Genomic DNA, 25,069 nt, shown 5'->3' on the forward strand with positions numbered 1-25,069 from the left:
TTTTAATGATGAAAAAAACTATTATGTATTTTCTTCTCCTTTTAGGAGCAACACAAACTTTTTCTCAAGAGTTATATGATATCAATACCATTCAAACTATAGAGATTGTTTTTGCAGAAAGTAATTGGGATGCTCTTTTAGATGCAGAAAAAGCAGGTGATAATAATTATACAGAAGCTGTTTCTGTAACTATAAACGGAACAACGTTTAATAGTGTTGGCGTTAAGTATAAAGGGAATAGTTCGTATAATCCTAGTCAAGTTAAAAATCCATTTCATATAGAGTTAGATACTTATGAAGACCATAACTATCAAGGATATACTGATATTAAGTTGAGTAATGTCATTTTTGATCCTTCATTTGTTAGAGAAGCTGTTTCATATACTATTTTGCGTAACTATATGCATGCACCTCAAGCAAACTATGCTAATGTTTATGTAAACGGAACATTAATAGGCTTATATACCAATGTAGAATCTATCTCTAAAAAGTTTGTAAACAACCATTTTGGTTCTAATGACAATGCCTTTTTTAGTTGTAGTCCTCCTGATGGAGCTGGTCCTGGTTCTAGCGATTACCCTAACCTTACTTATTTAGGGACAAGTAGTTCAAGCTATGAAGATGCTTATGAAATAAAATCTGATGATGATACAGACCCTACCATTGCTGTCGAACATTGGGATGATTTAATAGAATTGACAGATATTTTAAATAATGATATTACTAATATTGAAACAGTATTAGATGTAGATAGAGCAATTTGGATGCTTGCTTTTGATAATGTCATGGTGAATCTAGATAGTTATATAGGTCAGTTCAAACAAAATTATTATTTATATAAAGATGATTCTGATCGATTTAATTCAATTGTTTGGGATTTAAATATGTCTTTTGGAACATTTAGTCAAACTGGAGAAGGAGGTGGTCCTGGTCCAGGTGGTGGTGGACTAAATACAACTACACAAAAAGCAGAAATGGACCATTTGTTACATGATACAAGTAATGATTTTCCATTAGTATCTGAATTATTAGCGATTCCTCGTTATAAAAAAATGTATTTAGCGCATTTTAAAACCATCCTTACCGAGCAAATTACCAATTCAAATTATTTAACATTAGCTAACGACTATCAGAATATTATCGATACTGCAGTACAAAATGACGCCAATAAGTTTTACACATATACTCAGTTTCTAGGTAGTATAGATACAGATTATAGTTTGGGAATGAATACAGCTTCAGGGTTGTCTAATTTGATGAATGCTCGTGGAACTTATTTATCTGGATTATCAGATTTTACAAATACGCAGCCAACAATAACAGATGTTTTGCCGTCTAATACATCACCTCTTATTGGAGATGTTATAACGTTTACGACTAACGTTATAGATACGAATACAGATGCTGTGTTTTTAGGCTATAGAACAGATCAGAATTCACCATTTACAAAAATATTAATGTATGATGATGGTGCTCATAATGATGGTGCAGCAGGTGATCACGTCTATGGTGTAGATTTATTAATTACTGATGTATATACCCAATATTATGTTTATGCTGAGAATGATGCTATAGGTGCATTTTCTCCTGTGAGAGCAGAGCATGAGTTCTATTCAATTGATGCTACTTATTTAACCATTACTCCTGGAGATTTAGTAATCAATGAAATTATGGCTTCCAATGAAACGACTGTTGCTGATCAAGATGGAGAATATGATGATTGGTTAGAACTTTATAATAATAGCTCAGAAGTGTTAAGTTTAGATAATTTATACTTATCAGATGACCCAACAGATTTGTTAGCTTGGCAGTTTCCAAACGGATTAACTATAGAGCCAAATAGTTATTTAATTGTTTGGTGTGATAAAGATGAAGATCAAGAAGGCTTACATGCAGATCTTAAGTTTTCAGCAGGTGGAGAAAGTGCGATTTTATCTTATGCAGATGGTACTGTTATTGAAGACATTACCTTTGGTGAGCAGACTGATGATATGGGTTATGCAAGAGTGCCTAATGGAACAGGTAGTTTTGTAATTCAAACACCAACTTTTAATGCCAATAATGAATCACTTTCAATAGATGAGTTTACTTTTGAAGACAATTTAAATGTATACCCTAATCCAACGAGTGATAAGTTAACCATCAAAAGCTCAAATAGTATAATCGAAAATATTACTGTTTATAATGTTCAAGGTCAGCTATTATTGAATCATAATTATCAAGGGGCAAATCAAATTGAATTAGACTTTACGCCTTTTACTAAAGGGGTGTATTTAGTTAATGTAAATCAGACCAAGACCTTAAAGATTGTAAGAAACTAGATTACTATTTTATAGTATTCCTTCAGAAAGAAGAGTTTTTTGATTGATAGCAGGAGAGGCTTTATGATTATGTCATAAAGCTTTTCTATTTTTATAGAAAATCTAAAATCATGAAAAAGTTTGTCGCGATAGTATTTATTAGTTTTTTTCTCTTTTCATGCAGTAAAAAGAAAGTATCATTTGTTACTAGAGTTATTAATTCTGTTGAAATAGAGAACATAATAGAAGATTCTTTATTGAATGTAAGAGCTTTAGAAATCGGGATAGGTGAAAATCCAGGATTTGCTACATCTAACGGAGAAATAGGTGTGCTATACCTAGAAGGGTCAAAATATATAATCGAAAAGGAGCAACTCAAATACGATACTATAACGCCAAATTTTAGATCAATGTCATATAAAGGTTGTGGAATCTTTTCTTTGAGTATTGTTTCTCCAACACTTCTATATAAATCTGATGTTAAAGGAAAAAGTAGAGTTGTATATAAAGAAGATCATGAGAAAGCCTTTTATGATGCAATAGAGTTTTGGAATGAAAAAGAAGGCATTGCTATTGGAGACCCAACAGATGATTGTATGAGTGTTATTATCACACGTGATGCAGGAGAATCATGGCATAAACTTTCTTGTGATATTTTACCGAAAGCTATGGAGGGTGAAGCTGCCTTTGCTGCAAGTGATACTAATATTGCTATTGTAGGCGATAAGACTTGGGTCGCTACAGGAGGAAAGTCAAGCAGGATTTTATATTCGCCAGATAAAGGCCATACTTGGGAGGTTTTTGAAACACCTATTGTTCAAGGTCTTGAAACTACGGGAATGTATTCAGTCGATTTTTATGACGAGCTCAACGGTTTTGCTATTGGTGGAGATTATACAAAACCAGCAGACAGTAGTGCTAATAAAATAAGAACTCAAGATGGTGGGAAAACATGGCAATTGGTAGCTCAAAATCAAAGTCCGGGTTATAGGAGTTGTGTGCAATATATACCAAATCGTAACGGGAAGGAGCTAGTTGCAATTGGATTTAAAGGTATAGATTATTCAAACGATTCAGGTCTTACCTGGAAACATTTGAGTGATGAAGGTTTCTACACTTTAAGATTTTTAAATGATAGTATCGCTTATGCCGCTGGTAATAAACGAATAAGTAAACTGACTTTTAAAGAATAAAAAAAGCAGCCGATAGGCTGCTTTTTTTATGGTCTATTACGAGATTTTGTGCCTTTTCGTTTTCGGTATTCTTCAAACATTTTTTGCTTAAATTCGTTTTCAACTTTTTTTAGGAGAATTATTTTTTTTGCAGGCAGAACTTTTCTTAAGTTTAAAATATAAGTGTCATACATCGAGATGCGCTCTTTATTTATAGCAATCATTTCATCTAATAATTTTTGAGATTCACTTTCAGTTAATGTATCAAAGTTGATGTCTTCTCTTTTATCGTGTGAAGATTGACGTAAGCGATGTTGTTCTTCTTCAAAAGTGTTATAAATAGGCCAGAACTTCTCTGCTTCAGAAGTTGATAAATCAAGTTGTTCTGTAATATAAGCTACTTTTAAAGCTTGAATTTTTTCTCTATTCTCTAGCCTGTCATTTTGTGAAAACGAGAGGAAGGATACAAATAGGGCAAATAGGGTTATAACTTTTTTTTTCATTTTTATATTATTCAATGTATAAATCATTAAGATCTAAATTGTCATTAACGTAATTTTCGATATCATCTTCTGAAAAGCTAATAGCATTAAATCCATCTTCAGAAAAATCAGAATCGTTAAATAAAGAAGCTAGCTCTTCAGAGTCTATATCTTCGTTTAAGATGTAATTTTCTACAGTTTCAAATTCTAATGAATCATAAGTAACTGTTTTATTGAAATCAACGATACTAAATAATAGTACAATTGCTGCAGCAATACTTGATGCATAAATAATTGATTTCTTTTGTATTAAAGAGATTACTTTGGTCGATTTCTTTGTTGAAATACGATTTAAGATGTGCTCTTCAACAGTGTCAAAATAACCTTCAGGAGTACTAAAACCAGAATGACTCACTTTTTCTTTTAAGCGAGCATGATTTAAAATAGTATTTTCAAAGTTCTCAAAATAATCTTTCGGAACTTTAAATCCTGAATCTTGTATGTTTTTTAAATCTTTACGTTTCATTACATTAATTTAGACTCTAATTTTGGCTAATAGTTTAATCGCTAGTTAAATAGTCTTCAATTTTTTTAACTGCAATATGGTATGAAGCTTTTAAAGCACCTTCGCTAGTCTCTAAAATTTCCGACATGTCTTTGTATTTAATATCTTGAAAATATTTCATATTAAATACAAGTTGTTGCTTTTCTGGCAAAGTTGCAATAGCTTGTTGCAGTTTTAACTGAATGTCTTCACCTTCAAAATAAACATCTGCGGCCAAATTATTTATGGCTAACTCTTGGGTTTCTTCGTTACTAATTTGCAACCGTTTTGCATTTTTGTTGATATGTGTAATCGCTTCATTAGTTGCAATCCTATACAGCCAAGAATAAATCTTACTATCACCTTTAAAGTTGTCAATGTTCTTGAACACTTTTATAAAAGTGTTTTGCAAAACATCATCTGCATCATCATGAGATTTCACAATATGTCTAATATGCCAATACAAACGTTCTTTATATAAACTTACAAGCTCTTTAAAAGCGTGCTCTTTACTTTCATTCGATTGTAATTGTTGTAATAGAATGGCTTCGTTTAACACTAATTAGTTTTTGTTTTTAGACTGATTAAAATACAAAAAGTTTAAAAAGGATGGGTTTTTATTTTTTATTGAAAAAAAATGTTATTTTTTTTGATTTCACAACATTCTGATAATCAATACGATATTCTAAAAAACATCGATAAAATGTATTTTATTAACGATGAAATGCATATTTTTTTTGGTTAGTTTATTTATTTGTTTTATGTTTACACCAGTAAAAAACCTACTATTATGGTGTTAGTCGTCCCCAAGTCTAACAGAAACTAAAAGGCTCGAATTATATTCGAGCCTTTTTTGTTTTATAGATGTATAAAATCAATGAGTTATTCAAAACTCTGCATATCGACTAGTTTTTTATAGACGCCATTTTTAGCAAGTAATTCATTATGAGTGCCTTGCTCTGCAATTTCACCTTTATTCATTACAACAATTAAATCTGCATTTTGAATCGTTGATAATCGATGCGCAATGACAATAGATGTTCTGTTTTTCATCATATTTTCTAGAGCAACTTGTACTAAGCGTTCACTTTCAGTATCTAATGCTGAGGTGGCTTCATCAAGAATCATAATAGGAGGGTTCTTTAAAACAGCTCTAGCAATACTTAAGCGTTGTTTTTGTCCGCCAGATAATTTGTTACCAGAATCACCAATATTAGTCTCGATACCAAGAGGTAACTCTTTAACAAATTCCCAAGCATTAGCAATTTTTAAAGCTTCAATAACGTCTTCATCAGAAGCATTCAGTTTTCCTAATAGAATGTTATTTTTTACAGTATCATTAAATAAGATAGAATCTTGAGTGACTAAACCCATTAAGGCTCTTAGTGAGTGTTTTGTTAGGTTTCTAATATCTTCACCATCAATAGAAATAGAGCCTTCATTAACATCATAGAAGCGTGTTACTAAATTTGCAATGGTAGATTTTCCACTTCCTGATTGTCCAACAAGTGCCACACTTTTTCCTTTAGGAACATGAATAGAAAAGTTTTTTAGTACTAAATCATCTTCATATTTAAAGGAAATATTGTGAAGTGCAACGGCGTCTGTAAAATCGGTTTTTGTAATGGCATTTGGCTGGTCTTCTAAAGGCGACACAGTGTTTATAATTTCAAGCACACGCTCTGCTGCGGCATTTCCTTTTTTAACACTATAACTGGCTTTACTAATGGCTTTTGCTGGCGTTAAAATGTTATAGGCAAGTCCCATATACACAATGAATAAGCCAGGATCTAAAGCTTTGTCGTTTAACACCATTCGTCCTCCATACCATAATAAAACAGCGATAACAGTTATGCCTAAAAACTCACTAGTAGGTGAAGCTAAATTTTGTCGGTTTAATAATTTATTCGAAAAATTATAAAAGCGCGTTGTAGAAGCTCTAAATTTTTCACCGAAAGCGGTCTGAGAATTAAAACCTTTAATCACTTTTAAACCTCCAAGTGTTTCTTCAACAATAGATAAAAATTGACCTTGTTCTTGTTGTACAGAATCTGATTTTCGTTTTAAAGATTTTCCAATTAATGAGATGATAAAACCACTTACAGGAATAAAAATGAATACAAAAATGGTTAATTTTACACTAATTAGTAGCATCATAATGACCGTAAATAGTATCATTAATGGCTCGCGAACAATAAGTTCTAGAATGGATAAAAACGAATGTTGAATTTCTTGTACATCACTTGATATTCTTGCGATTGTGTCTCCTTTTTTCTTTTCAGAATAATACGAAATAGGAAGATCAATTATTTTATAATAAAGTTCATTTCGCATATCTTTTAGTACACCATTTCTAAGAAAAGTGATAAAATACATGGCTAAATAGCTAAATACATTTTTCAATAAAAACATACTTATAACAAGAATTACCATAAAAATTAGGACATCATCATGACCTTCGCTTGCCTTTTGAGTTACAAAATAATTAAGATAATCTTCAGCATAATTTTTAACTCCAGTAATACCTTCCCAAACAGGTTTGGTTTCTAAGCGTTTTGTTTTGTCGAATAAAACATTCAACATTGGAAACAAGGAAACCATAGCTAAAGTGCCAAACAATGCATAAAAAATATTGCTAATTATATTTAATATAGCATAGCCTTTATAAGGTTTAGCAAAGCGAAGGATTTGTTTAAAGTAGTTCATTAATTCTGTTGCAAGTCTTTAATGATTGCGTTAATTTTTTGATCTAAAGAGGCTTCAGTTTGTGAAAATAAATCTTTAGAGGATAATGTACTGTTAACGCTTATATAAAACTTAATTTTTGGTTCTGTTCCACTAGGCCTTAATGCTATTTTACTACCATCTTCTGTGTAATAAATGAGCACATTAGATTTAGGGACATCTATGGAATAAGTCTCATGATTTTGAAGGTTTTTTGCCTCTGAAGATTGATAGTCTTCAATTAAAACAACTTTAGAGCCATTGACTTCTTTTAGCGGGTTTTCTCTTGCATTAATCATCATTTGTTTAATTTCTTGAGCGCCTTCAATGCCTTTTTTTGTGATAGAGATAAGATGCTCTTTAAACAAATCATGTTCTACATATAATTGAATAAGATCTTGATAGAATGAGCTTCCGTTTTCTTTAGCTTGTGCTGCAATTTCGCAAGCCAATAAGGCTGATGTTACAGCGTCTTTATCTCTAACAAAATCACCAACCATAAAGCCGAAGCTTTCTTCACCACCTCCAATAAAATCTTGATTAGGGAAGTCTTTAATCATTTTAGCAATCCATTTAAAACCTGTTAACCCTATTTTACAATCTACGTGATAAGCATCAGCAATTTGTTTTAACATTGGCGTAGAAACTATAGTCGTTCCAATAAATTCTTTGCCATTAATTTTATTGTTGTTTTTCCATTGTTTCAATAAAAATTCGGTCATCACGACCATGGTTTGATTTCCGTTTAAAAGAATCATTTTACCATCTAAATCTCTAACAGCTATACCAACACGATCACTATCAGGATCTGTACCAATAACAAGGTCAGCATCTACTTTTTCAGCTAAATCTAAAGCCATTTTTAGTGCTTCAGGTTCTTCTGGGTTAGGAGACTGAACTGTTGGAAAATCGCCATTAGGTTCGCGTTGTTCTTCAACAATATGGACATTATTGTAACCTGCTTGTTTTAAAGTTTCAGGTAGAATAGTTATGGATGTTCCGTGTAAGGAGGTGAAAACAATATTTAAATTATTTTTTGCTTCTGCAGATGTATTAAAACTTCCGTTTTTAACTGAAGCATTTATGAAAACTTCGTCAATGTCTTTACCAATAGGATGAATTAATTTTTCATTAGCTTCAAACTTAATTTCTGCATAATCAAGGTGACTTATTTCATTAATAATTTCTGCATCTTGTGGAGGAACTAATTGTCCGCCATCTTGCCAATACACCTTGTATCCATTGTATTCTGGAGGATTATGAGAAGCTGTTAGTACAATACCGCAATGACAATTTAAATGTTTTAAGGCAAAGGAAAGTTCAGGAGTAGGGCGTAAGTCTTCAAATAAATAGACTTCAATATTATTTGCAGAAAACACATTGGCAACCACTTTGGCTAATGTTTTACTGTTGTGTCTGCAGTCATATGCAATTGCTACTTTTAATGTTTCACCAGGAAACACTTGATGCATATAATTACTTAAGCCTTGAGTATTTTTTCCTAGGGTGTATTTATTGATTCGATTGGTGCCAATTCCCATGACACCTCGCATGCCACCAGTTCCAAACTCTAAGTCTTTGTAGAAGGCTTCTTTAAGTTCTTCAGGATTCGTAGCAATTAAGTCTTTTATATAAGTTTGAGTATCGTTATCAAAAACTGGTGTTAACCACGTATTTACTCTTTTTAATAATTCAGGTTCAATATATATCATCTTGTAAATTTAATAGAATGCAAAAATAAGGAAATAGTAAAAGGCTAAGCTTTAAAAAGGCGTTAAATTAAAAATTAAGCTCATCTTTAACCAAATATCGTCTTTTATCTGTTTTTGTTCTTAAAATGATTTCACCTAAAAAGCCAGCAACAAAAAATTGAGTTCCAATAATCATGGTTACTAATGCAATATAAAATTGTGGTCGCTGTGTAATAAGACGTCCAGTTTGATGAATAAAAAGTTTGTCTATTCCAAGATATAAAGCAAAACCAAAACCAATTGCAAACATAAAAAAGCCTAAAGCGCCAAAGAGGTGCATAGGTCGTTTTCCAAAACGCGATAAAAACCAAATGGTAATTAAATCTAAAAAGCCATGAATAAAGCGATCCATACCAAATTTGGTTTCACCATATTTTCTAGCTTGATGAAGGACTACCTTTTCTGTGATTTTTGAAAAGCCTTCAGCTTTAGCAAGTACAGGTATATAACGATGCATTTCGCCATTAACATCGATATTTTTCACTACATTTTTGTGATAGGCTTTTAAACCACAATTAAAATCATGTAGTTTAACTCCAGAGGTTTTTCGTGCGGCCCAATTAAATAGTTTTGAAGGTAGGTTTTTAGATAAAAAGGAGTCGTATCGTTTCTTTTTCCAACCAGAAACTAAATCGAATTTATCATTTACAATCATGCTGTAAAGCTCTGGAATTTCGTCAGGATTATCTTGTAAATCAGCATCCATAGTAATGATTACATTTCCATTCGCCTTTTCAAATCCAGCGTGTAAAGCTTGAGATTTTCCAAAGTTTTTTAAAAACCGAATGCCTTTAACATTCTCATCTTTTTGAGATAGCTGTTGTATGGTATTCCAAGAATCATCTGTACTACCATCATCTATAAAAATAATTTCATAAGAAAAATGATTGGATTGCATAACTCTTGCAATCCAATCATGTAGTTCTGTTAATGACTCTTGTTCGTTAAGTAGTGGTATGACTACTGATATATTCATATATTAAGCTTCTCTTTTCATAATTAATCCACCAATAAGTGAAATAATAAAACCTAGTATAACACTCCAAATTAATGCCATTGCTGAAATAATAGCAGGCGAAGAGAATTTTTCACTCATTGCAAGAGCAGCATCAAGTTGATCTTGAGTCATATTAGGATTGCTTTCTATCATTGCTTCTTGTTGTTTTTCAAGAATTTGAGACATCATATCAGGCTCGATAAAATTCATTAAAATCATGGTGTAAATTACACTTATAACACCAGCGACTAGAGCAATACCTACACCAGTTTTTAAAGCTTGTCCAGTAGATAATATATTTCCATTGGCTTTTTTAAATTCCCTTATTCCATAAATTATGAACACAATCATAATTACAATACCAATCAGTCCATTAACTAAGTTTTGTTCCATATGCATTCCCATTACATAAAGAACCACATTGTATAGGATACTTATTAGCCCTAAAAGTAAGCCGAATTTTAATGCATATTTACCAGTGGTTGCTGCTTGATTTTCCATAATATATTTTGGTTTTTTAGTTTATAGTTAGTTAGTAAACAAATATAACAAAACGTTACAATTTATTCTTGTGAAAGCAGGAAACTTATAAAGTCAAGACTTCGATTTATAATGTTTGAAAATAACATCAAATAAATTTATGAAAAAGTATTGTTCATTTGTAAAAAATACTTAAATTTGCACCTCGAAAATAGTAAGTTATTAAAGATGAAAAAAGGTATACATCCAGAAAATTATAGATTAGTAGCATTTAAAGACATGTCTAACGAAGATGTTTTTTTAACTAAATCTACAGCAAACACTAGTGAAACTATAGAAGTTGATGGTGTTGAATATCCATTAGTGAAAATGGAAATTTCTAGAACGTCTCATCCATATTATACTGGTAAATCTAAATTAGTAGATACAGCTGGACGTATAGATAAGTTCAAAAACAAATATTCTAAATTCAAGAAATAATTTAGTTATTATATAATATTAAAGCCTTTCAAAAATTGAAAGGCTTTTTTGTTTTTAATATTTAAACTACTTTTGATTATACTTAACTCATATTAAGATGAATTATATTCTTTTTGATGGTCCTTCACGTCAACAACTTTTACCTTTTACTTATACACGTCCAGTAGCAGACCTACGCATTGGTATTTTGACTATTCGTGAAAAGTGGGAAAAGCATTTAGGGTACACAACGACAACGATTACTGAAGAGTATTTATCTGAAAAATATCCTATGGTTGAAATGGAAGAGAATATTATGATTAATGCGTCATTTCTTCCAAATTCTGAATTGATAGAAATGGTGAAAGGCTTAGAAGAAAATCAGGCCATTTTTAAAGATGAAGATGTTATTGCTTTTTTTACAAAAGAAGCACAAGAAGATATAGATTTAGAGAGTTACGAAGCAATTGAGTATAATGAAAATGTAATAAGAATTGAACATACTTGGGATATTTTTGCTAAAAATGGTGATGCAATTCAAGAGGATTTCGAGTTATTGACTAATGGACAAAAATCGCAGCCAATACCAAATTCAAATAATATTATTTGTGCCGAAAATATTTTTATAGAAGAAGGCGCTAAAATAGAATTCGCTACCCTAAATGCAAGTTCTGGTCCAATATATTTAGGTAAAGACTCAGAAGTCATGGAAGGGAGCATAATTCGCGGACCATTTGCTTTATGCGACCATGCTACAGTGAAATTAGGCGCTAAAATTTATGGACCTACAACTATTGGTCCTCACAGTAAAGTTGGAGGAGAAGTTAATAATTCAGTCTTGTTTGGGTATTCAAATAAAGGGCATGATGGGTTTTTAGGAAACTCAGTTTTAGGAGAATGGTGTAATTTAGGAGCTGATACCAACAATTCTAATCTAAAGAATAATTATGCAGAGGTAAGATTGTGGAATTATGAAACTGAAGGCTTTGCTAGAACAGGTTTGCAATTTTGTGGACTTATGATGGGAGATCATAGTAAATGTGGCATTAATACCATGTTTAATACAGGAACAGTAGTTGGTGTTTGTGCGAATATATTTGGAAGTGGTTTTCCTAGAAATTTTGTGCCTAGTTTTTCTTGGGGAGGAAGTAATGGTTTTACAACTTACTTAACAAAAAAAGCGTTTGAAGTGGCTCAAGTGGTTATGTCTAGACGTGATATTGAATTTACAGATCAAGATAAGGCTATCCTACAGCAAGTATTTGAAGATACTAATAAGTGGAGGAGTAGCTATTAATAGATTGACTCATTTAATTTTCTTACGCGTTTCAAGTCTAATAAATTAGTTGGATTGATTCCTAAACCTTCAATGTTTTTTCTTGTAAATCGAACCACTTCATCATAAAAAAGAGGAACAATAGGAGCTTCCTGCATAACTAAAGAATCCATTTTTGAGTATAAAGCTTCTCTTTCTTGAGGTATTGTTTTATTAAAGGCTTGATCGTACCAAATGTCAAACTGTTCATTTTTAAAATGCGTATAATTAGGACCATTAGGTGCAAAGTTTTTACTGTAATATAAAGAGAGGTAATTCTCTGCATCAGGATAGTCGGCAACCCAACTTGCTCTAAACATATCAGTTTTTCCATTAGCTTTAGCTTCTTTTAAAGCAGAAGCAGGTACAACATCAACTTTAATATTTAATCCTGTTTTTTTTAATTCACGTTGAATATATTCACAGAAACTTAAATAATTACTAGTGGTTGTTAGAGTTATTTCTGGGTTCTGATTTCCAGTTTCAGTAATATATTGTTCTACAAGTTGCCTTGATTTTTTAGGTTGAAAGCTATAACCTACAGTTTCATTATAACCTGGTAAACCTTTCGGAATAAATCCTCCAAATGCAGGAATACCAATACCATTTCTTAAATAAGTCATCATTTTCTTTCTATCAAAGCCATAATTTATAGCTTGTCTCAATAATTTTGATTGCACTTCTAGAGTTTCAGTTTCTAAATAAAAACCTAAGTATTCCGTATTTAAATATGGTCCACGAATCATATTTACATCATCAATATATAAATCCCTAAGGGCGCCATTAGCCGTTAAAATCTCATCTTTATAAGAAGCATCTAAACCAGAAACAAAATCAATATTACCTTGTGCAAATTGAAGAAATTCACTTTGTTTGTCAGGTAAAAAAGTGATAGCAACAGCTTCAAGATAAGGTAGAGAGTGACCTTGACTATCCTTTTCAAAATAGCGTTTGTTTTTTCTGAAAACTAATTTAATGTTCTCTTCCCATCGCTTAAATTTAAATGGTCCAGTTCCTATAGGATGAGATCTAAAATCACTACCGTAGTGCTCCACAATCTCATGAGGTACAACAGAGCAATATTTCATGGTTAGAAGCCCTAAAAATGCAGGGAAAGCTTGTTTTAATTGGATTTCAAAAACGGAATCGTTTACAGCATAAAAACGATTTACTTTATTTAAAACCCAACTTCCAGGAGAAGCCACGCTTTTATCTTTTAAGCGATTTAAAGTATATTCAAAATCACTAGCGATAACATTTCTTGTTGAGTCTTTACCAAACAATTTGTGTTTATGAAACTTCACATCTTTATGAAGTAGAAATGAATAAGTCAAAGCATCATCTGAAATTGTCCAGCTTTTGGCAATGCACGGATTTACATTTAAATCTTCATCCATTTGTACTAAACCATTAAATAGCTGATTTATAGCCCAAATATCTGCATTATCTTTGGCAAAAGCAGGATCGAGTGAACCTATATTTTTGTGCTCATTATACCTAAAAACACCGTTTTTACTTTCGTTTTTAGAAGAGCAACTAATAAGGGCTAATAAAAAAATAATGGAATATTTCATTTAAATGCAAGGAATGTTCTATATTTATTGATTATTTATCAATGTTAATCGAAATTATAATAATATGAAAAAAAATTACATTCTTTTTTTAATTGTTACATTGTTTGCTTGGACTATGAGCGCTCAAGTAACTTTAACGCAATCCAATGATGATACAAACGTAACAGCAGGAGGTGTCGCATGTTGGGCTTCAGGTATAGGTGAATATAGAGATAACTCATTCTTTAGAGCTTATAATTTATCCGATTTTGGTGTTACAGAAGACTTTGGGATTACATCTGTTGAGTATGGTCAAGGTTCTGCTGATGAAGGTAAAATTATAACGTGTAATATTTATACAGCTACATCAGATGACTTGACTACAGCAACTCTTACTCTAATTGGTACTGCTGATCATGTGTCTACTGCTGCTGATGATTTATCATTAATAAGTGTCGCGTTAACGGCTAATATTCCAGCAAATTCAACTATTGTATTTGAGGTTTTTGCCGCTGGAGCAGGGACTACTCTTGGACAAACATTTTTTCCAGGGATAAACGCTGCGGGCGAAAATGATGATAGCTATATTATGGCTGCTGATTGTGCTTTAACTGCGCCAACGCCACTATCGGCTGTTAGTCCTAGTGATCAGTATGTTATGAATGTTATTGGTGATATATTAAGTGTAGAAGACTATTCATTATCTAATAGTATTTCTATTTATCCAAATCCAACTAGTGATATTGTTAATATAGATGTTTCTAATGCGATTTCAGTTAGAAGTTTAGAATTGTACAATATTATAGGAAAACAAGTCCTTAAAAATAATGGTGCGAGTACTTTAGATTTATCTCAACTTAATTCTGGAGTTTATATGCTTAAAGTAGTTACTGATTCTGGTAGCTTAACTAAAAAAATTATTAGAAACTAAGGTTTAGTTTTTACGATATAAAAAAAGCGCTTTATCACACGATAAAGCGCTCTTTTTGTTTAATTTTGTAGCGTTTTATAATCAAGCATATGTTTAAAAAGAAAGTTGCCTTTTATACTTTAGGTTGTAAACTGAACTTCTCAGAAACCTCTACAATTGCCAGAAATTTTAATGACGAAGGTTTTCAGCGTGTTGACTTTAGTGAACACGCAGATATATATGTTATTAATACATGTTCTGTTACAGAGAATGCAGATAAACGCTTTAAAACAATTGTAAAACAAGCACAAAAAAAGAACCCAAACGCATTTGTTGCAGCTATTGGCTGTTATGCACAATTAAAACCTCAAGAATTAGCTGATGTCCATGGTGTAGATTTAGTTCTTGGTGCCACCGAAAAGTTTAAGATTACAGATTATTTAAATGATTTGTCAAAAAATGATTTTGGTGAAGTGCATTCTTGTGAAATTGAAGATGCCGATTTTTATGTTGGGAGTTACTCGATTGGTGATCGCACTCGTGCTTTTTTAAAAGTACAAGATGGTTGTGATTATAAATGTACTTACTGTACGATCCCATTAGCTAGAGGAATTTCTAGAAGTGATGAATTAGCTAATGTTTTAGAAAATGCTAGACAAATTTCTGAGCAGAATATTAAAGAAATTGTCTTAACAGGTGTGAATATTGGTGATTATGGTAAAGGTGAATTTGGTAATAAAAAACACGAACACACGTTTTATGAACTTGTTCAAGCCTTAGATAATGTTGATGGTATTGAGCGCTTACGCATTTCTTCGATTGAACCTAATCTGTTAAAAAATGAAACTATAGATTTTGTTTCAAAAAGCAGAACATTTGTACCTCATTTTCATATTCCATTACAAAGTGGAAGTAACTCCATTTTAAAATTAATGCGAAGAAGATACATGAAAGAATTGTATGTCGATCGTGTGAATAGAATAAAGGAAGTAATGCCTCATGCTTGTATTGGTGTAGATGTTATTGTTGGTTTTCCTGGTGAAACGGAGGCGTATTTTTTAGAAACTTATAATTTTTTAAACGCCTTAGATATTTCCTATTTACATGTTTTTACTTATTCTGAAAGAGACAATACTGTTGCTGCAAATATGCATGGTGAAGTTCCAAAAAATGTAAGATCAAAACGCAGTAAAATGTTAAGAGGTCTGTCTGTAAAAAAGCGAAGAGCGTTTTATGAAAGCCAGATTGAAAGTTTAAGAACAGTCTTGTTTGAAAGCGAAAATAAAGAAGGCTATATTCACGGGTTTACTGAAAACTATGTTAAGGTAAAAACACCTTGGAACCCTGAGTTAGTAAATACTTTGCATGACGTAAAGCTTACCAAAATTGATGATGATGGCTTAGTTAGAATAGAATTCATAAAAGAGTTTGTGTAGTAATTTTCTTATTCTATATTTGCGGCTAATTAAAAACAAATTAAAATGAAAAAAATTGGATTAAGCTTATTAGTCATCTTTGCTTTAGTGTTTACATCTTGTTCTAGTGATGATGATGGAAGTGGAGGAGGATCTCAAAATGAAGAATTAAAAATGACAGTTAATGGTGCTGAAAAAACTTTTAACACTGTAATTGTTAATGACCAAAACAACTCCACAGGAGACGGTTATATTCAAGTTACAGCAACAATAGGCACTCAAACTAATGAGATTATTAGTTTTTATGCTAATCAAGGAGCTTCAGGATCTACAGCAATTGATACATTTACTTATATGGTTGATGGTGTTGAGTATTCTGCGGGTTCAACTGGCGGATCAGGTATTCCTAACAACTATATAAATAGTTTAGTTTCTACTAATGATGGTTCTACGTTTACTGCAACATTTTCAGGAGTGTTTTTAGGACCTTACGATGTAAGTACAGACACTTATGAAACACTTGAGTTTAGTAATGGTAGGATACATGTAACTTACTAATTTAGTTTAGTCTATAAATAAGTAAAAAAAAGCCGAAGCTTATGCTTCGGCTTTTTTTTAGACCAATATTAAGTCTTTATATCCTAACACCTACAGGAAGCATACTCTTGTATTGTCTATTTTTTCTAATAAATTTAGCAATTTCAGGGCTAGTAGGAACGACACTTAAATTACGTTCTTCTATATTTTGAAAGACTAATTTGATAAAATCATTTTGAAAATCTTCAGAAAAAACGGCTTCAGGAATAATTAATTTTGTTAGAAATATTTTTCGTTCTTGAAGGGAATATTCAATTTTTGCTAATTCGTCCTCTACTTTAAGTTCAAACTGACGTAGAAAGTCATTGTCAATTAATTCTGCTGCATCAATCATATTAATTAATTTTAATTCAATGGAATATTAAGGAGTATTACTATTTTACATAGTTTTGTGTTACAAATTTACGAAAAAATATCGTTAACTTAAAGGTATTCGATGCATAAAAGCTTATGAGTCAAGATATAATACATGTTTACTTTATGCCTGGAATGGCAGCCAATCCTTCTATTTTTGAAAACATTAAATTGCCAGAAGACCAATTTAAAATACATTGGTTAGAATGGATGATTCCCATTAAAGATGAAACTTTAAGTGCTTATGCTAAACGAATGATACTTAATATTAAACATCAAGATGTCGTTTTGTTAGGAGTGTCTTTTGGAGGTGTTTTGGTTCAGGAAATGAGCAAACATATGCAATTACGAAAGTTAATTATTGTTTCTACCATAAAGACAAAATATGAAATGCCTAAACGTATGAAACTAGTAAGACTTACAAAAGCATATAAAGTTTTACCAACGAGTTTAGCAAGTAATATAGATGTATTGGCAAAATATGCCTTTGGTAAGTCGGTCACTAAACGTGTAGCCTTATATAAACGTTATTTGTCTATGAGTGACAAACGTTATCTAGATTGGGCAATAAAAGAGATGGTCTGCTGGAATCAAGACAAGCCAATTGCTGGAGTTATCCATATTCATGGAAATAATGACATGGTGTTTCCGTATAAAAACATAAAAAACTGTATTACTGTTACAGAAGGAACACATATTATGATTATAAATAAGTATAGATGGTTTAATAAAAATTTACCACAATTAATTTTACAGTAAAGTCTAATATTAAGTTTAATAATTATTTTTTAACTTTATAAAAAAATAAACCCCATGAAATCGATAAAAACTATAATGTCACTTTTTGGCTTGTTTGCTTTATGCGCCATGTTTGTATTTGCACTTCAAGACGCTCCAACAGATGAAAATTTTGAAAAGAAAATTATAAACGACTATAATGTATATGCGCTACAAGTGCCTGATTATTTAAATTTTTCTGGAGAGCAACTTCCTTTAAATAATCCAGACATCTTAGAACGAATGGATAGAGAGTTGCATGTAAATACTTATTGGCAATCTAATGGCTTCTTGATGTTTAAGCGCGCAAGAAAGTATTTTCCAATTATTGAACCTATTTTGGCTAAACATGGTGTTCCTGATGATTTTAAATATCTTGCTGTTATAGAAAGCGGATTGACAAACGCTAAATCTCCAGCTGGAGCAAGTGGCGTTTGGCAGATAATGAAAGGTACAGGACGTGAATATGGTTTAGAGGTAAATAATAATGTAGATGAGCGTTATAATATTGAACTGGCTACTGAAGTGGCTTGTGAATATTTGAAAAAATCTAAAGAAAAATTAGGATCGTGGACGCTTGCTGCTGCAGGTTATAATGCAGGAATGGCTGGTATATCTAGACGATTAGAAGAACAGAATGTATCGAGTTATTATGATTTGCTACTAGGTGAAGAAACTGGACGCTATGTGTTTAGAATCGTTGCGCTTAAAGAAATTTTAAGCCATCCTGATAAGTATGGATTTAATTTTAGAGATAAAGACTTGTATAGCTATATTCCAACCTATAAAGTAGAAGTGGATACCATAGTTTCTGATTTCACAAAATTTGCTGAAGGTTTTAATATTAATTATAAAATATTAAAGTTGCATAACCCTTGGTTACGTGAGCCACATTTAAATAATAAGTCTAGAAAAAAATATTTGATAGACATTCCACATGAAGGATATTACCAAACTAATCCTTAAAAAAAAAGCCTTGAAATTTTTCAAGGCTTTTTTATACATCACATATAGTTTTTAGCTATCTACTTCGTCTTTTTTGCGAACGCATAGAACCTCCCTGTCCATAGTGTTGATTAGGAGCTTGAGCACGTTTCATATTATCTTTCATCATTTTTATTTGCTCGGTAAGCATGCCTCTTTTGTCAAGTTTCTGAGCTTCATTTAAAAGCATTTGCGCTTCTTGCTTACGTCTTTTTGTAAAAGCAATTCCTGATAAGTTTAACTTAGCCATAGCTAAATCATGATCCATAGATAATCCTAAGGATATCGCTTTTTTGAAGCGTTTTTCAGCTTCATTCATATTGGTTTGAGAAACCATAATCCCTTTAAGGTAATTGTAATACCCTTGTTGTTTCTTAACTAATGCGCCTTCAGGATTTTTAATTTTATCTAGCCATTTATTAGCGCCTTCAAAATCTTGCTTACGTAATTTTAAAAAGGCAAGCAGGATAAATTCATTTTTAAAGTATAAGAAAACAAAAATTAAAGATAATAGTATAAACATAATACCATTGCCTATAAACCCTTCAGTAAATTGCCATATTGCAACACCTATAATGCCTGCAACTATGATTAATTTTATATTTTTATTAAACATTTGTTGTTAAATTTTTGGAGTACAAAGAAACTAAATTTTTATGTAAAACAAGACCATAAGAAATTCAAAAAAAATATTTTTAAATTAGGTTTGTCAAATAAAAAAGGCTTTGTATATTTGCGCGCAGTTTGAGGGAACCCAAATTGAAGAAAAATTATATAAAGAAGATTTTAAAAATATAAGACAATGCCAAAAAGAACGTTTCAACCGTCAAAAAGAAAAAGAAGAAACAAACACGGTTTTAGAGAAAGAATGGCTTCTGCCAACGGAAGAAAAGTACTTGCTCGTAGAAGAGCTAAAGGAAGAAAGAAATTGTCTGTATCAACTGAAACAAGACATAAAAAATAATGATTAACAATTGTTAATATTTTAAAGGCGTTACTTAGGTGTAACGCCTTTTTTTATATCTAGTAAATACTATTTTTGCAACTCAATATAATTCAACACAATGCCAAAAAATCAACAACTTAAATCTATATTAATTATTGGCTCTGGTCCGATTGTTATCGGACAAGCCTGTGAATTTGATTATTCAGGAACGCAAGCATTACGCTCGCTTAGAGAAGATGGTATAGAAACCATTTTAATTAATTCCAACCCAGCAACAATTATGACAGATCCATCAATGGCTGATCATGTTTACTTGCTACCCTTAACAACAAAATCTTTAGTTCAAATCTTAAAAGATCATCCGCAAATTGATGCTGTTTTACCAACTATGGGAGGACAAACGGCTTTAAATTTATGTATTGAAGCTGATGAAAAAGGAATTTGGAAGGATTTTGATGTTGAAATTATTGGTGTTGATATTGATGCTATAAATATCACTGAAGATAGAGAACAATTTAGAGAGCTGATGTTGAAAATTGGTGTTCCTATGGCGCCGCAAGCGACTGCTAACTCCTATTTAAAAGGGAAAGAAATTGCTCAAGAATTTGGATTTCCTTTAATAATTAGAGCATCGTTTACTTTAGGTGGAGCAGGTGCATCTTTTGTATATAAAGAAGAAGATTTTGATGAATTACTCACACGTGGATTAGAGATTTCTCCTATTCATGAAGTTATGATTGATAAGGCTTTAATAGGATGGAAAGAGTATGAGTTAGAATTATTAAGAGATGCAAATGATAATGTCGTTATTATCTGCTCGATTGAAAATATGGATCCAATTGGTATTCATACAGGAGACTCTATTACTGTAGCTCCAGCAATGACTTTAAGTGATAAAACTTACCAAAAAATGCGTGATATGGCCATTCATATGATGCGTAGTATTGGTGACTTTGCTGGTGGATGTAATGTGCAGTTTGCTGTTTCACCTGACGAGAATGAAGATATTATTGCCATTGAAATTAACCCTCGTGTGTCACGTTCCTCTGCTTTAGCAAGTAAAGCAACAGGCTATCCTATTGCAAAAGTAGCAGCCAAATTAGCACTTGGGTATCATTTAGATGAATTGAATAACCAAATTACGAAATCTACTTCAGCTTTATTTGAACCAACATTAGATTATGTCATTGTAAAAATACCACGTTGGAACTTTGATAAATTTGAAGGCAGCGATAGAACACTTGGCCTACAAATGAAGTCTGTAGGAGAGGTAATGGGAATTGGACGTTCCTTTCAAGAAGCTTTACATAAAGCTACACAATCTTTAGAAATTAAGCGTAATGGATTAGGCGCTGATGGTAAAGGTTATAAAGATTATGACCAAATTATAAGTAAACTTACCCATGCAAGTTGGGATCGTGTTTTTGTGATATACGACGCCATTCAAATGGGAATTCCTTTAAGTCGAATTCATGAAATCACTAAAATAGATATGTGGTTCTTAAAGCAATATGAGGAATTATACTTACTAGAAAAGCAAATCTCTACGTTTAAAATCGATACCATCGAGAAGGATTTACTTCTAGAAGCTAAACAAAAAGGTTATGGTGATAGGCAAATAGCGCATATGCTAGGCTGTTTAGAAAGTCAAGTCTATAGCAAACGCGAAGAATTAAATATAAATCGTGTTTACAAATTGGTTGATACTTGTGCTGCAGAGTTTAAAGCATTTACACCATATTATTACTCAACTTTTGAAAGTGAAGTTGAAACCTCTAACGGAGAGCGTTTTGCAGATAACGAAAGTGTAGTGTCTGATAAAAAGAAAATTATTGTTTTAGGTTCTGGTCCAAATCGAATCGGACAAGGTATTGAGTTTGATTATTGCTGTGTTCATGGTGTTTTAGCTGCTGCTGAAAGTGGTTATGAAACCATTATGATTAATTGTAATCCAGAAACGGTTTCTACCGATTTTGATACTGCAGATAAACTGTATTTTGAACCTGTATTTTGGGAACATATTTACGACATTATTAAGCACGAAAAACCTGAAGGAGTCATTGTGCAACTTGGTGGTCAGACCGCTTTAAAGTTAGCTGAAAAATTAGACAGATACGGAATTAAGATTATTGGAACAACTTACCAATCTTTAGACTTAGCTGAAGATCGAGGGCTGTTTTCTAATTTGCTTAAAGAAAATAATATTCCATATCCTCAATTTGATATTGCAACGACTGCAGATGAAGCTGCTGCTATTGCAGATGTTTTAGACTTTCCGATACTGGTAAGGCCTTCGTATGTTTTAGGAGGACAAGGCATGAAAATTGTCATCAATAAACAAGAATTAGAAGAGCATGTAGTTGATTTGTTAAGGCAAATGCCTGGAAATCAACTGTTGTTAGATCATTATTTAGATGGTGCTATTGAAGCTGAAGCTGATGCGATATGCGATGGTGAAAATGTTTACATTATTGGAATAATGGAGCATATCGAACCTTGTGGTATTCATTCTGGGGATAGTAATGCGACATTACCTCCTTTTAATTTAGGCGAATTCGTCATGCAACAAATTAAAGATCATACTAAAAAAATCGCTTTAGCTTTAAATACTGTAGGTCTAATAAATATTCAATTTGCTATTAAAAATGATACGGTTTACATTATTGAAGCTAATCCAAGAGCTTCACGTACAGTGCCATTTATCTCTAAGGCTTATGGCGAACCTTATGTAAATTATGCGACCAAAATTATGTTAGGTGATAAGAAAGTAACAGATTTTAACTTTAAACCTGAATTAAAAGGCTATGCTATTAAGCAACCTGTATTCTCTTTTAATAAATTTCATAATGTGAATAAACAACTTGGGCCAGAAATGAAGAGTACTGGTGAAAGTATTTTATTTATTGATAGTTTAAAGGATGATGAGTTTTATAATTTATATTCTCGTCGTAAAATGTACTTGAGTAAATAGACCTTATTATTTGTTTTTATTAAAAAATCACTAAATTAGCCAGTAATAAACCTATTTATAAATAAACATTTATGTTATGAAAAAAAATTACTCATTTTATTTGAGCCTTTTAGGTATACCAGTTTTCGCCATATTATTCTTGTCTTTTGGTGCTGGTCAAAATGCTTTTTATGTTTCTGGATCACCAAGTGATATTGCTGAAAACAGTCCTGGCGATTGTACTTTTTGTCATACAGGTAACCCAGTAATTACAGATAGTCCAACAATTACTTTAACTGTTCCTAGTGATTATGATTTAAATACAACTTATAATATTACTGTAGCTTCTGGTTCTGGGGCTAGTAGACAAGGTTTTCAGATGTCTGCAGAAGATGGATCTGGAAATAAAGTTGGAGATTTTAGAGATGATGGCACTAACAGTCAGGTTTTTGATCTAGGTAGAGGTGAAGCGATTACTCATACAGGTTCTGGAGCGTTTAATCAGCCATGGTCTTTTGAATGGACTTCGCCTGCATCAGATGTTGGTCCTGTTACTTTTTATGTAGCTTTAAATGAGTCTAATATAGACTTCAACTCAACAGGTGATCAAATTCATTTAAAACAATCATCAGCGACTTTATCTGTTGATACTGCTATTTTTGAAAACTTAAAAGTATATCCTAATCCATCACAAGATATGGTAACAATAGATTTGCCTTCTCAATTAGAAGGCAATACTAATATTACCGTTTATGATTTTTTAGGGAAACAAATTTTGTCTAAAGAGTTAAACACTATAAGTAATACAGTAGATGTGTCTGCATGGCAATCTGGTGTATATTTAATGCAGTTAACAAATGAAAAGGCTGCTATTACTAAACGTTTTGTAAAACAATAATTGTCATAACATATAAACGAAAAAAAGCCTTCAATTCTGAAGGTTTTTTTGTTTTATTCCGAAAAGTAGTAAGAAATTCAATATTGCTTACTATTTTAAGGGTTTACTTTTAATGCCTTAAATAAAGATATAAAAGGCCTATACCTATAGCGATTCCAAAACTAATCAGTGTGCCTATAAGAATGTATTCTGTAAGTTTTCTATGTTTAGATTCTTTTAAATCGCCAAACCTAAATACAGATTTCGCTGTAATTAAAAAGCCCACAGCTTCCCAATGATCTGCAACAATAAAAACAAATACAAGAATACGTTCTAAAATCCCAATATATCGTCCAGCGTCTTTTAAAGATTCTGTGCCTTCAGTAAGTTTAGAAATGTTCCATTTCGTAAAAATGGTTTTCATAATTATTGAAACAGGTTGAGTCAAAAAAGCTAAGCAGGTTATTAGTAATAGATTTTGTTCTGAGAATAATTCAGCAAAATTAATTTTCACCTTACTATAAATAAGATAAACAGTAATAATAACTATAATATGTAAGACTTGGTCTATAAAGAAAAGAAGGCGTTTTGTTTCTTCTTTTTGAATGCTAAGTTTGATAGCATCTATTATAAAATGCGAAATACCAATAATAAGTACTATTGGCCAAAGTGTAATATCCCTAAGGATTAAGCACAATAACGCAATATGAATTAATACATGAAAGTATAGTTTAGGCGATTTTAGCTTTTTTACTTCTTTTTCATCAACCCACTGTTGTGGTTGTAAAAAGAAATCACCAATAAAATGAGCAAGTAATAATTTGATAAGTAAAATCATAAGATGCAACGAATTTTTTTTCTATACATTTGATCTAAGGCGAGTATTTCATCTAAATTAGCGCGTTTAAGACGTTTGCTAATAGCATTTTGATTGGTGCCTACTCGTTTGGCTAAATCCTCTTGTAATGCGTTAGGATGCTCTAGGGTTAATTTAACAATTTCTGCTGAATTTATTGTCCAATTATCCATCGTTATTAAAGCAAGTTTAAAATAAAGATTTAGCTCATCATTTAAAACCTGTGATTTAGTTTTAATGCGTAAGTTTTGTTTTTCTTTCTTTAATAGTTCAAAGGTTTCTCCAGAATAGACAAAAGCTTCGCCATTAGATTCAGTGACGTCTTTGCCTTGGTACGTTTTTTCGCCTATACCTATAGCAAGCCTAACATCTAGGCCTTTTATCATTTTTATAGCAGCTTTAATATAAGTTGAAGCCTTAAAACTAGAACTTATGTCTTTAATTTCTATTTGAAAGCTATCTCCTCTGTACACTTCCCAGAGGGTATTGTCTGGCTCTAGAGTCGATAAAGCAGACTTCAATGTGTTTAACCATACCTCAGGATTGGTTTGTCCGCGCGATTTAATGATGTCTCCTGTAATAACACTTGTCATAACTAAATATTCCTTTTTTATGGAATAATCAAA

Annotated in this window: 24 protein-coding genes; 12 read left to right on the plus strand and 12 right to left on the minus strand. The window is 31.8% G+C overall.

Going from position 1 to position 25,069, the window contains the following annotated elements:
- Nucleotides 1–5: 5 nt before the first annotated feature.
- Entirely contained in the window at nucleotides 6–2,321 is a 2,316-nt protein-coding gene (locus tag ACFS5M_RS10140) for a CotH kinase family protein (RefSeq protein ID WP_221267596.1), read from the plus strand.
- 110 nt (nucleotides 2,322–2,431) lie between these two features.
- Nucleotides 2,432–3,493: a sialidase family protein gene (locus ACFS5M_RS10145; RefSeq protein WP_183489794.1), complete on the plus strand. Its 1,062-nt coding sequence runs from the start codon at nucleotides 2,432–2,434 to the stop codon at nucleotides 3,491–3,493.
- Nucleotides 3,494–3,519: 26 nt separating this feature from the next.
- Here the strand turns inward: ACFS5M_RS10145 and ACFS5M_RS10150 are convergent, their stop codons facing one another.
- From ACFS5M_RS10150 to ACFS5M_RS10180, 7 genes are all read right to left on the minus strand, one after another.
- On the minus strand, nucleotides 3,520–3,975 hold the full coding sequence (locus ACFS5M_RS10150) for a sensor of ECF-type sigma factor (protein WP_183489797.1): 456 nt from the start codon (nucleotides 3,973–3,975) through the stop codon (nucleotides 3,520–3,522).
- Between the two features lie 7 nt (nucleotides 3,976–3,982).
- The gene (locus tag ACFS5M_RS10155; protein WP_183489799.1) at nucleotides 3,983–4,480 is read right to left on the minus strand and encodes a hypothetical protein; all 498 of its coding nucleotides are present in this window, start codon (nucleotides 4,478–4,480) and stop codon (nucleotides 3,983–3,985) included.
- Nucleotides 4,481–4,514: 34 nt separating this feature from the next.
- Nucleotides 4,515–5,057: an RNA polymerase sigma factor gene (locus tag ACFS5M_RS10160; protein ID WP_183489801.1), complete on the minus strand. Its 543-nt coding sequence runs from the start codon at nucleotides 5,055–5,057 to the stop codon at nucleotides 4,515–4,517.
- Nucleotides 5,058–5,380: 323 nt separating this feature from the next.
- Nucleotides 5,381–7,204 carry an ABC transporter ATP-binding protein gene (locus tag ACFS5M_RS10165; protein WP_183489803.1) on the minus strand — a complete coding sequence of 608 codons (1,824 nt, stop codon included), beginning with the start codon at nucleotides 7,202–7,204 and terminating at the stop codon, nucleotides 5,381–5,383.
- On the minus strand, nucleotides 7,204–8,934 hold the full coding sequence (locus tag ACFS5M_RS10170; protein WP_183489806.1) for a phospho-sugar mutase: 1,731 nt from the start codon (nucleotides 8,932–8,934) through the stop codon (nucleotides 7,204–7,206). Before ACFS5M_RS10170 ends, ACFS5M_RS10165 begins: the two co-directional genes overlap by 1 nt.
- Nucleotides 8,935–9,001: 67 nt before the next feature.
- Nucleotides 9,002–9,949 (minus strand): glycosyltransferase family 2 protein, encoded by a 948-nt coding sequence (locus ACFS5M_RS10175; protein ID WP_183489809.1) that lies wholly within the window; start codon nucleotides 9,947–9,949, stop codon nucleotides 9,002–9,004.
- A gap of 3 nt (nucleotides 9,950–9,952) precedes the next feature.
- Nucleotides 9,953–10,471, minus strand: a complete 519-nt coding sequence (locus ACFS5M_RS10180) for a DUF4199 domain-containing protein (protein ID WP_183489812.1) — start codon at nucleotides 10,469–10,471, stop codon at nucleotides 9,953–9,955.
- Nucleotides 10,472–10,678: 207 nt separating this feature from the next.
- Between ACFS5M_RS10180 and ACFS5M_RS10185 the strand changes: the two genes are divergently transcribed.
- Complete coding sequence (locus tag ACFS5M_RS10185; protein ID WP_183489815.1) at nucleotides 10,679–10,930, plus strand: type B 50S ribosomal protein L31; 252 nt, start codon at nucleotides 10,679–10,681, stop codon at nucleotides 10,928–10,930.
- A gap of 97 nt (nucleotides 10,931–11,027) precedes the next feature.
- A complete protein-coding gene (locus tag ACFS5M_RS10190) occupies nucleotides 11,028–12,206 on the plus strand; it encodes a GlmU family protein (RefSeq protein WP_183489817.1) in 1,179 nt (392 codons plus the stop codon).
- On the opposite strand, the gene ACFS5M_RS10195 is transcribed toward ACFS5M_RS10190, so the two are convergent.
- On the minus strand, nucleotides 12,203–13,798 hold the full coding sequence (locus ACFS5M_RS10195; protein WP_183489820.1) for an ABC transporter substrate-binding protein: 1,596 nt from the start codon (nucleotides 13,796–13,798) through the stop codon (nucleotides 12,203–12,205). The genes ACFS5M_RS10190 and ACFS5M_RS10195 overlap by 4 nt on opposite strands.
- A 64-nt stretch (nucleotides 13,799–13,862) precedes the next feature.
- On the opposite strand from ACFS5M_RS10195, the gene ACFS5M_RS10200 reads away from it, so the two are divergent.
- The 3 genes from ACFS5M_RS10200 (at nucleotide 13,863) to ACFS5M_RS10210 (ending at nucleotide 16,660) form a co-directional block, all read left to right on the plus strand.
- The gene (locus tag ACFS5M_RS10200) at nucleotides 13,863–14,708 is read left to right on the plus strand and encodes a T9SS type A sorting domain-containing protein (RefSeq protein WP_183489823.1); all 846 of its coding nucleotides are present in this window, start codon (nucleotides 13,863–13,865) and stop codon (nucleotides 14,706–14,708) included.
- Nucleotides 14,709–14,797: 89 nt separating this feature from the next.
- On the plus strand, nucleotides 14,798–16,123 hold the full coding sequence (gene mtaB / locus ACFS5M_RS10205) for a tRNA (N(6)-L-threonylcarbamoyladenosine(37)-C(2))-methylthiotransferase MtaB (protein ID WP_183489826.1): 1,326 nt from the start codon (nucleotides 14,798–14,800) through the stop codon (nucleotides 16,121–16,123).
- 45 nt (nucleotides 16,124–16,168) lie between these two features.
- Nucleotides 16,169–16,660, plus strand: coding sequence for a hypothetical protein (locus ACFS5M_RS10210; protein WP_183489829.1), 492 nt, complete (start codon nucleotides 16,169–16,171; stop codon nucleotides 16,658–16,660).
- Nucleotides 16,661–16,736: 76 nt separating this feature from the next.
- Here ACFS5M_RS10210 and ACFS5M_RS10215 read toward each other — a convergent pair whose 3' ends face one another.
- Entirely contained in the window at nucleotides 16,737–17,033 is a 297-nt protein-coding gene (locus ACFS5M_RS10215) for an N-acetyltransferase (RefSeq protein ID WP_183489831.1), read from the minus strand.
- A gap of 116 nt (nucleotides 17,034–17,149) precedes the next feature.
- Here ACFS5M_RS10215 and ACFS5M_RS10220 point away from each other — a divergent pair, with 116 nt between their 5' ends.
- Nucleotides 17,150–17,812 carry an alpha/beta hydrolase gene (locus ACFS5M_RS10220; protein ID WP_183489834.1) on the plus strand — a complete coding sequence of 221 codons (663 nt, stop codon included), beginning with the start codon at nucleotides 17,150–17,152 and terminating at the stop codon, nucleotides 17,810–17,812.
- Between the two features lie 54 nt (nucleotides 17,813–17,866).
- Nucleotides 17,867–18,796, plus strand: coding sequence for a lytic transglycosylase domain-containing protein (locus ACFS5M_RS10225; RefSeq protein WP_183489837.1), 930 nt, complete (start codon nucleotides 17,867–17,869; stop codon nucleotides 18,794–18,796).
- Between the two features lie 55 nt (nucleotides 18,797–18,851).
- On the opposite strand, the gene ACFS5M_RS10230 is transcribed toward ACFS5M_RS10225, so the two are convergent.
- Nucleotides 18,852–19,430 carry a DUF2892 domain-containing protein gene (locus ACFS5M_RS10230; protein WP_183489839.1) on the minus strand — a complete coding sequence of 193 codons (579 nt, stop codon included), beginning with the start codon at nucleotides 19,428–19,430 and terminating at the stop codon, nucleotides 18,852–18,854.
- A gap of 186 nt (nucleotides 19,431–19,616) precedes the next feature.
- Between ACFS5M_RS10230 and rpmH the strand changes: the two genes are divergently transcribed.
- The 3 genes from rpmH (at nucleotide 19,617) to ACFS5M_RS10245 (ending at nucleotide 23,608) form a co-directional block, all read left to right on the plus strand.
- Nucleotides 19,617–19,778 carry a 50S ribosomal protein L34 gene (gene rpmH / locus ACFS5M_RS10235; protein WP_034059443.1) on the plus strand — a complete coding sequence of 54 codons (162 nt, stop codon included), beginning with the start codon at nucleotides 19,617–19,619 and terminating at the stop codon, nucleotides 19,776–19,778.
- Between the two features lie 100 nt (nucleotides 19,779–19,878).
- Nucleotides 19,879–22,731, plus strand: a complete 2,853-nt coding sequence (carB, locus tag ACFS5M_RS10240) for a carbamoyl-phosphate synthase large subunit (RefSeq protein ID WP_183489842.1) — start codon at nucleotides 19,879–19,881, stop codon at nucleotides 22,729–22,731.
- A gap of 76 nt (nucleotides 22,732–22,807) precedes the next feature.
- Complete coding sequence (locus ACFS5M_RS10245; RefSeq protein ID WP_183489845.1) at nucleotides 22,808–23,608, plus strand: T9SS type A sorting domain-containing protein; 801 nt, start codon at nucleotides 22,808–22,810, stop codon at nucleotides 23,606–23,608.
- A 109-nt stretch (nucleotides 23,609–23,717) separates the two neighbouring features.
- Here the strand turns inward: ACFS5M_RS10245 and ACFS5M_RS10250 are convergent, their stop codons facing one another.
- Together ACFS5M_RS10250 and ACFS5M_RS10255 are read right to left on the minus strand one after the other, a co-directional pair.
- A complete protein-coding gene (locus ACFS5M_RS10250; RefSeq protein WP_183489848.1) occupies nucleotides 23,718–24,425 on the minus strand; it encodes a DUF3307 domain-containing protein in 708 nt (235 codons plus the stop codon).
- Nucleotides 24,422–25,036, minus strand: a complete 615-nt coding sequence (locus tag ACFS5M_RS10255) for a transcriptional regulator (protein WP_183489850.1) — start codon at nucleotides 25,034–25,036, stop codon at nucleotides 24,422–24,424. Before ACFS5M_RS10255 ends, ACFS5M_RS10250 begins: the two co-directional genes overlap by 4 nt.
- Between the last annotated feature and the right edge of the window lie 33 nt (nucleotides 25,037–25,069).

It is taken from the genome of Lacinutrix iliipiscaria, assembly GCF_042686125.1.
Classification (GTDB): domain Bacteria; phylum Bacteroidota; class Bacteroidia; order Flavobacteriales; family Flavobacteriaceae; genus Oceanihabitans; species Oceanihabitans iliipiscarium.

Bases quoted from the DNA above. Each gene is read 5' to 3' on its own strand.
- ACFS5M_RS10150 (WP_183489797.1), bottom strand. From the start codon at position 3,975: ATGAAAAAAAAAGTTATAACCCTATTTGCCCTATTTGTATCCTTCCTC.
- carB (WP_183489842.1), top strand. From the start codon at position 19,879: ATGCCAAAAAATCAACAACTTAAATCTATATTAATTATTGGCTCTGGT.
- ACFS5M_RS10190 (WP_183489817.1), top strand. From the start codon at position 11,028: ATGAATTATATTCTTTTTGATGGTCCTTCACGTCAACAACTTTTACCT.
- ACFS5M_RS10245 (WP_183489845.1), top strand. From the start codon at position 22,808: ATGAAAAAAAATTACTCATTTTATTTGAGCCTTTTAGGTATACCAGTT.
- rpmH (WP_034059443.1), top strand. From the start codon at position 19,617: ATGCCAAAAAGAACGTTTCAACCGTCAAAAAGAAAAAGAAGAAACAAA.
- ACFS5M_RS10215 (WP_183489831.1), bottom strand. From the start codon at position 17,033: ATGATTGATGCAGCAGAATTAATTGACAATGACTTTCTACGTCAGTTT.
- ACFS5M_RS10250 (WP_183489848.1), bottom strand. From the start codon at position 24,425: ATGATTTTACTTATCAAATTATTACTTGCTCATTTTATTGGTGATTTC.
- ACFS5M_RS10195 (WP_183489820.1), bottom strand. From the start codon at position 13,798: ATGAAATATTCCATTATTTTTTTATTAGCCCTTATTAGTTGCTCTTCT.
- ACFS5M_RS10230 (WP_183489839.1), bottom strand. From the start codon at position 19,430: ATGTTTAATAAAAATATAAAATTAATCATAGTTGCAGGCATTATAGGT.
- ACFS5M_RS10155 (WP_183489799.1), bottom strand. From the start codon at position 4,480: ATGAAACGTAAAGATTTAAAAAACATACAAGATTCAGGATTTAAAGTT.
- ACFS5M_RS10210 (WP_183489829.1), top strand. From the start codon at position 16,169: ATGAAAAAAATTGGATTAAGCTTATTAGTCATCTTTGCTTTAGTGTTT.
- ACFS5M_RS10145 (WP_183489794.1), top strand. From the start codon at position 2,432: ATGAAAAAGTTTGTCGCGATAGTATTTATTAGTTTTTTTCTCTTTTCA.
- ACFS5M_RS10180 (WP_183489812.1), bottom strand. From the start codon at position 10,471: ATGGAAAATCAAGCAGCAACCACTGGTAAATATGCATTAAAATTCGGC.
- ACFS5M_RS10165 (WP_183489803.1), bottom strand. From the start codon at position 7,204: ATGAACTACTTTAAACAAATCCTTCGCTTTGCTAAACCTTATAAAGGC.
- ACFS5M_RS10200 (WP_183489823.1), top strand. From the start codon at position 13,863: ATGAAAAAAAATTACATTCTTTTTTTAATTGTTACATTGTTTGCTTGG.
- mtaB (WP_183489826.1), top strand. From the start codon at position 14,798: ATGTTTAAAAAGAAAGTTGCCTTTTATACTTTAGGTTGTAAACTGAAC.
- ACFS5M_RS10225 (WP_183489837.1), top strand. From the start codon at position 17,867: ATGAAATCGATAAAAACTATAATGTCACTTTTTGGCTTGTTTGCTTTA.
- ACFS5M_RS10255 (WP_183489850.1), bottom strand. From the start codon at position 25,036: ATGACAAGTGTTATTACAGGAGACATCATTAAATCGCGCGGACAAACC.
- ACFS5M_RS10170 (WP_183489806.1), bottom strand. From the start codon at position 8,934: ATGATATATATTGAACCTGAATTATTAAAAAGAGTAAATACGTGGTTA.
- ACFS5M_RS10140 (WP_221267596.1), top strand. From the start codon at position 6: ATGATGAAAAAAACTATTATGTATTTTCTTCTCCTTTTAGGAGCAACA.
- ACFS5M_RS10220 (WP_183489834.1), top strand. From the start codon at position 17,150: ATGAGTCAAGATATAATACATGTTTACTTTATGCCTGGAATGGCAGCC.
- ACFS5M_RS10175 (WP_183489809.1), bottom strand. From the start codon at position 9,949: ATGAATATATCAGTAGTCATACCACTACTTAACGAACAAGAGTCATTA.
- ACFS5M_RS10185 (WP_183489815.1), top strand. From the start codon at position 10,679: ATGAAAAAAGGTATACATCCAGAAAATTATAGATTAGTAGCATTTAAA.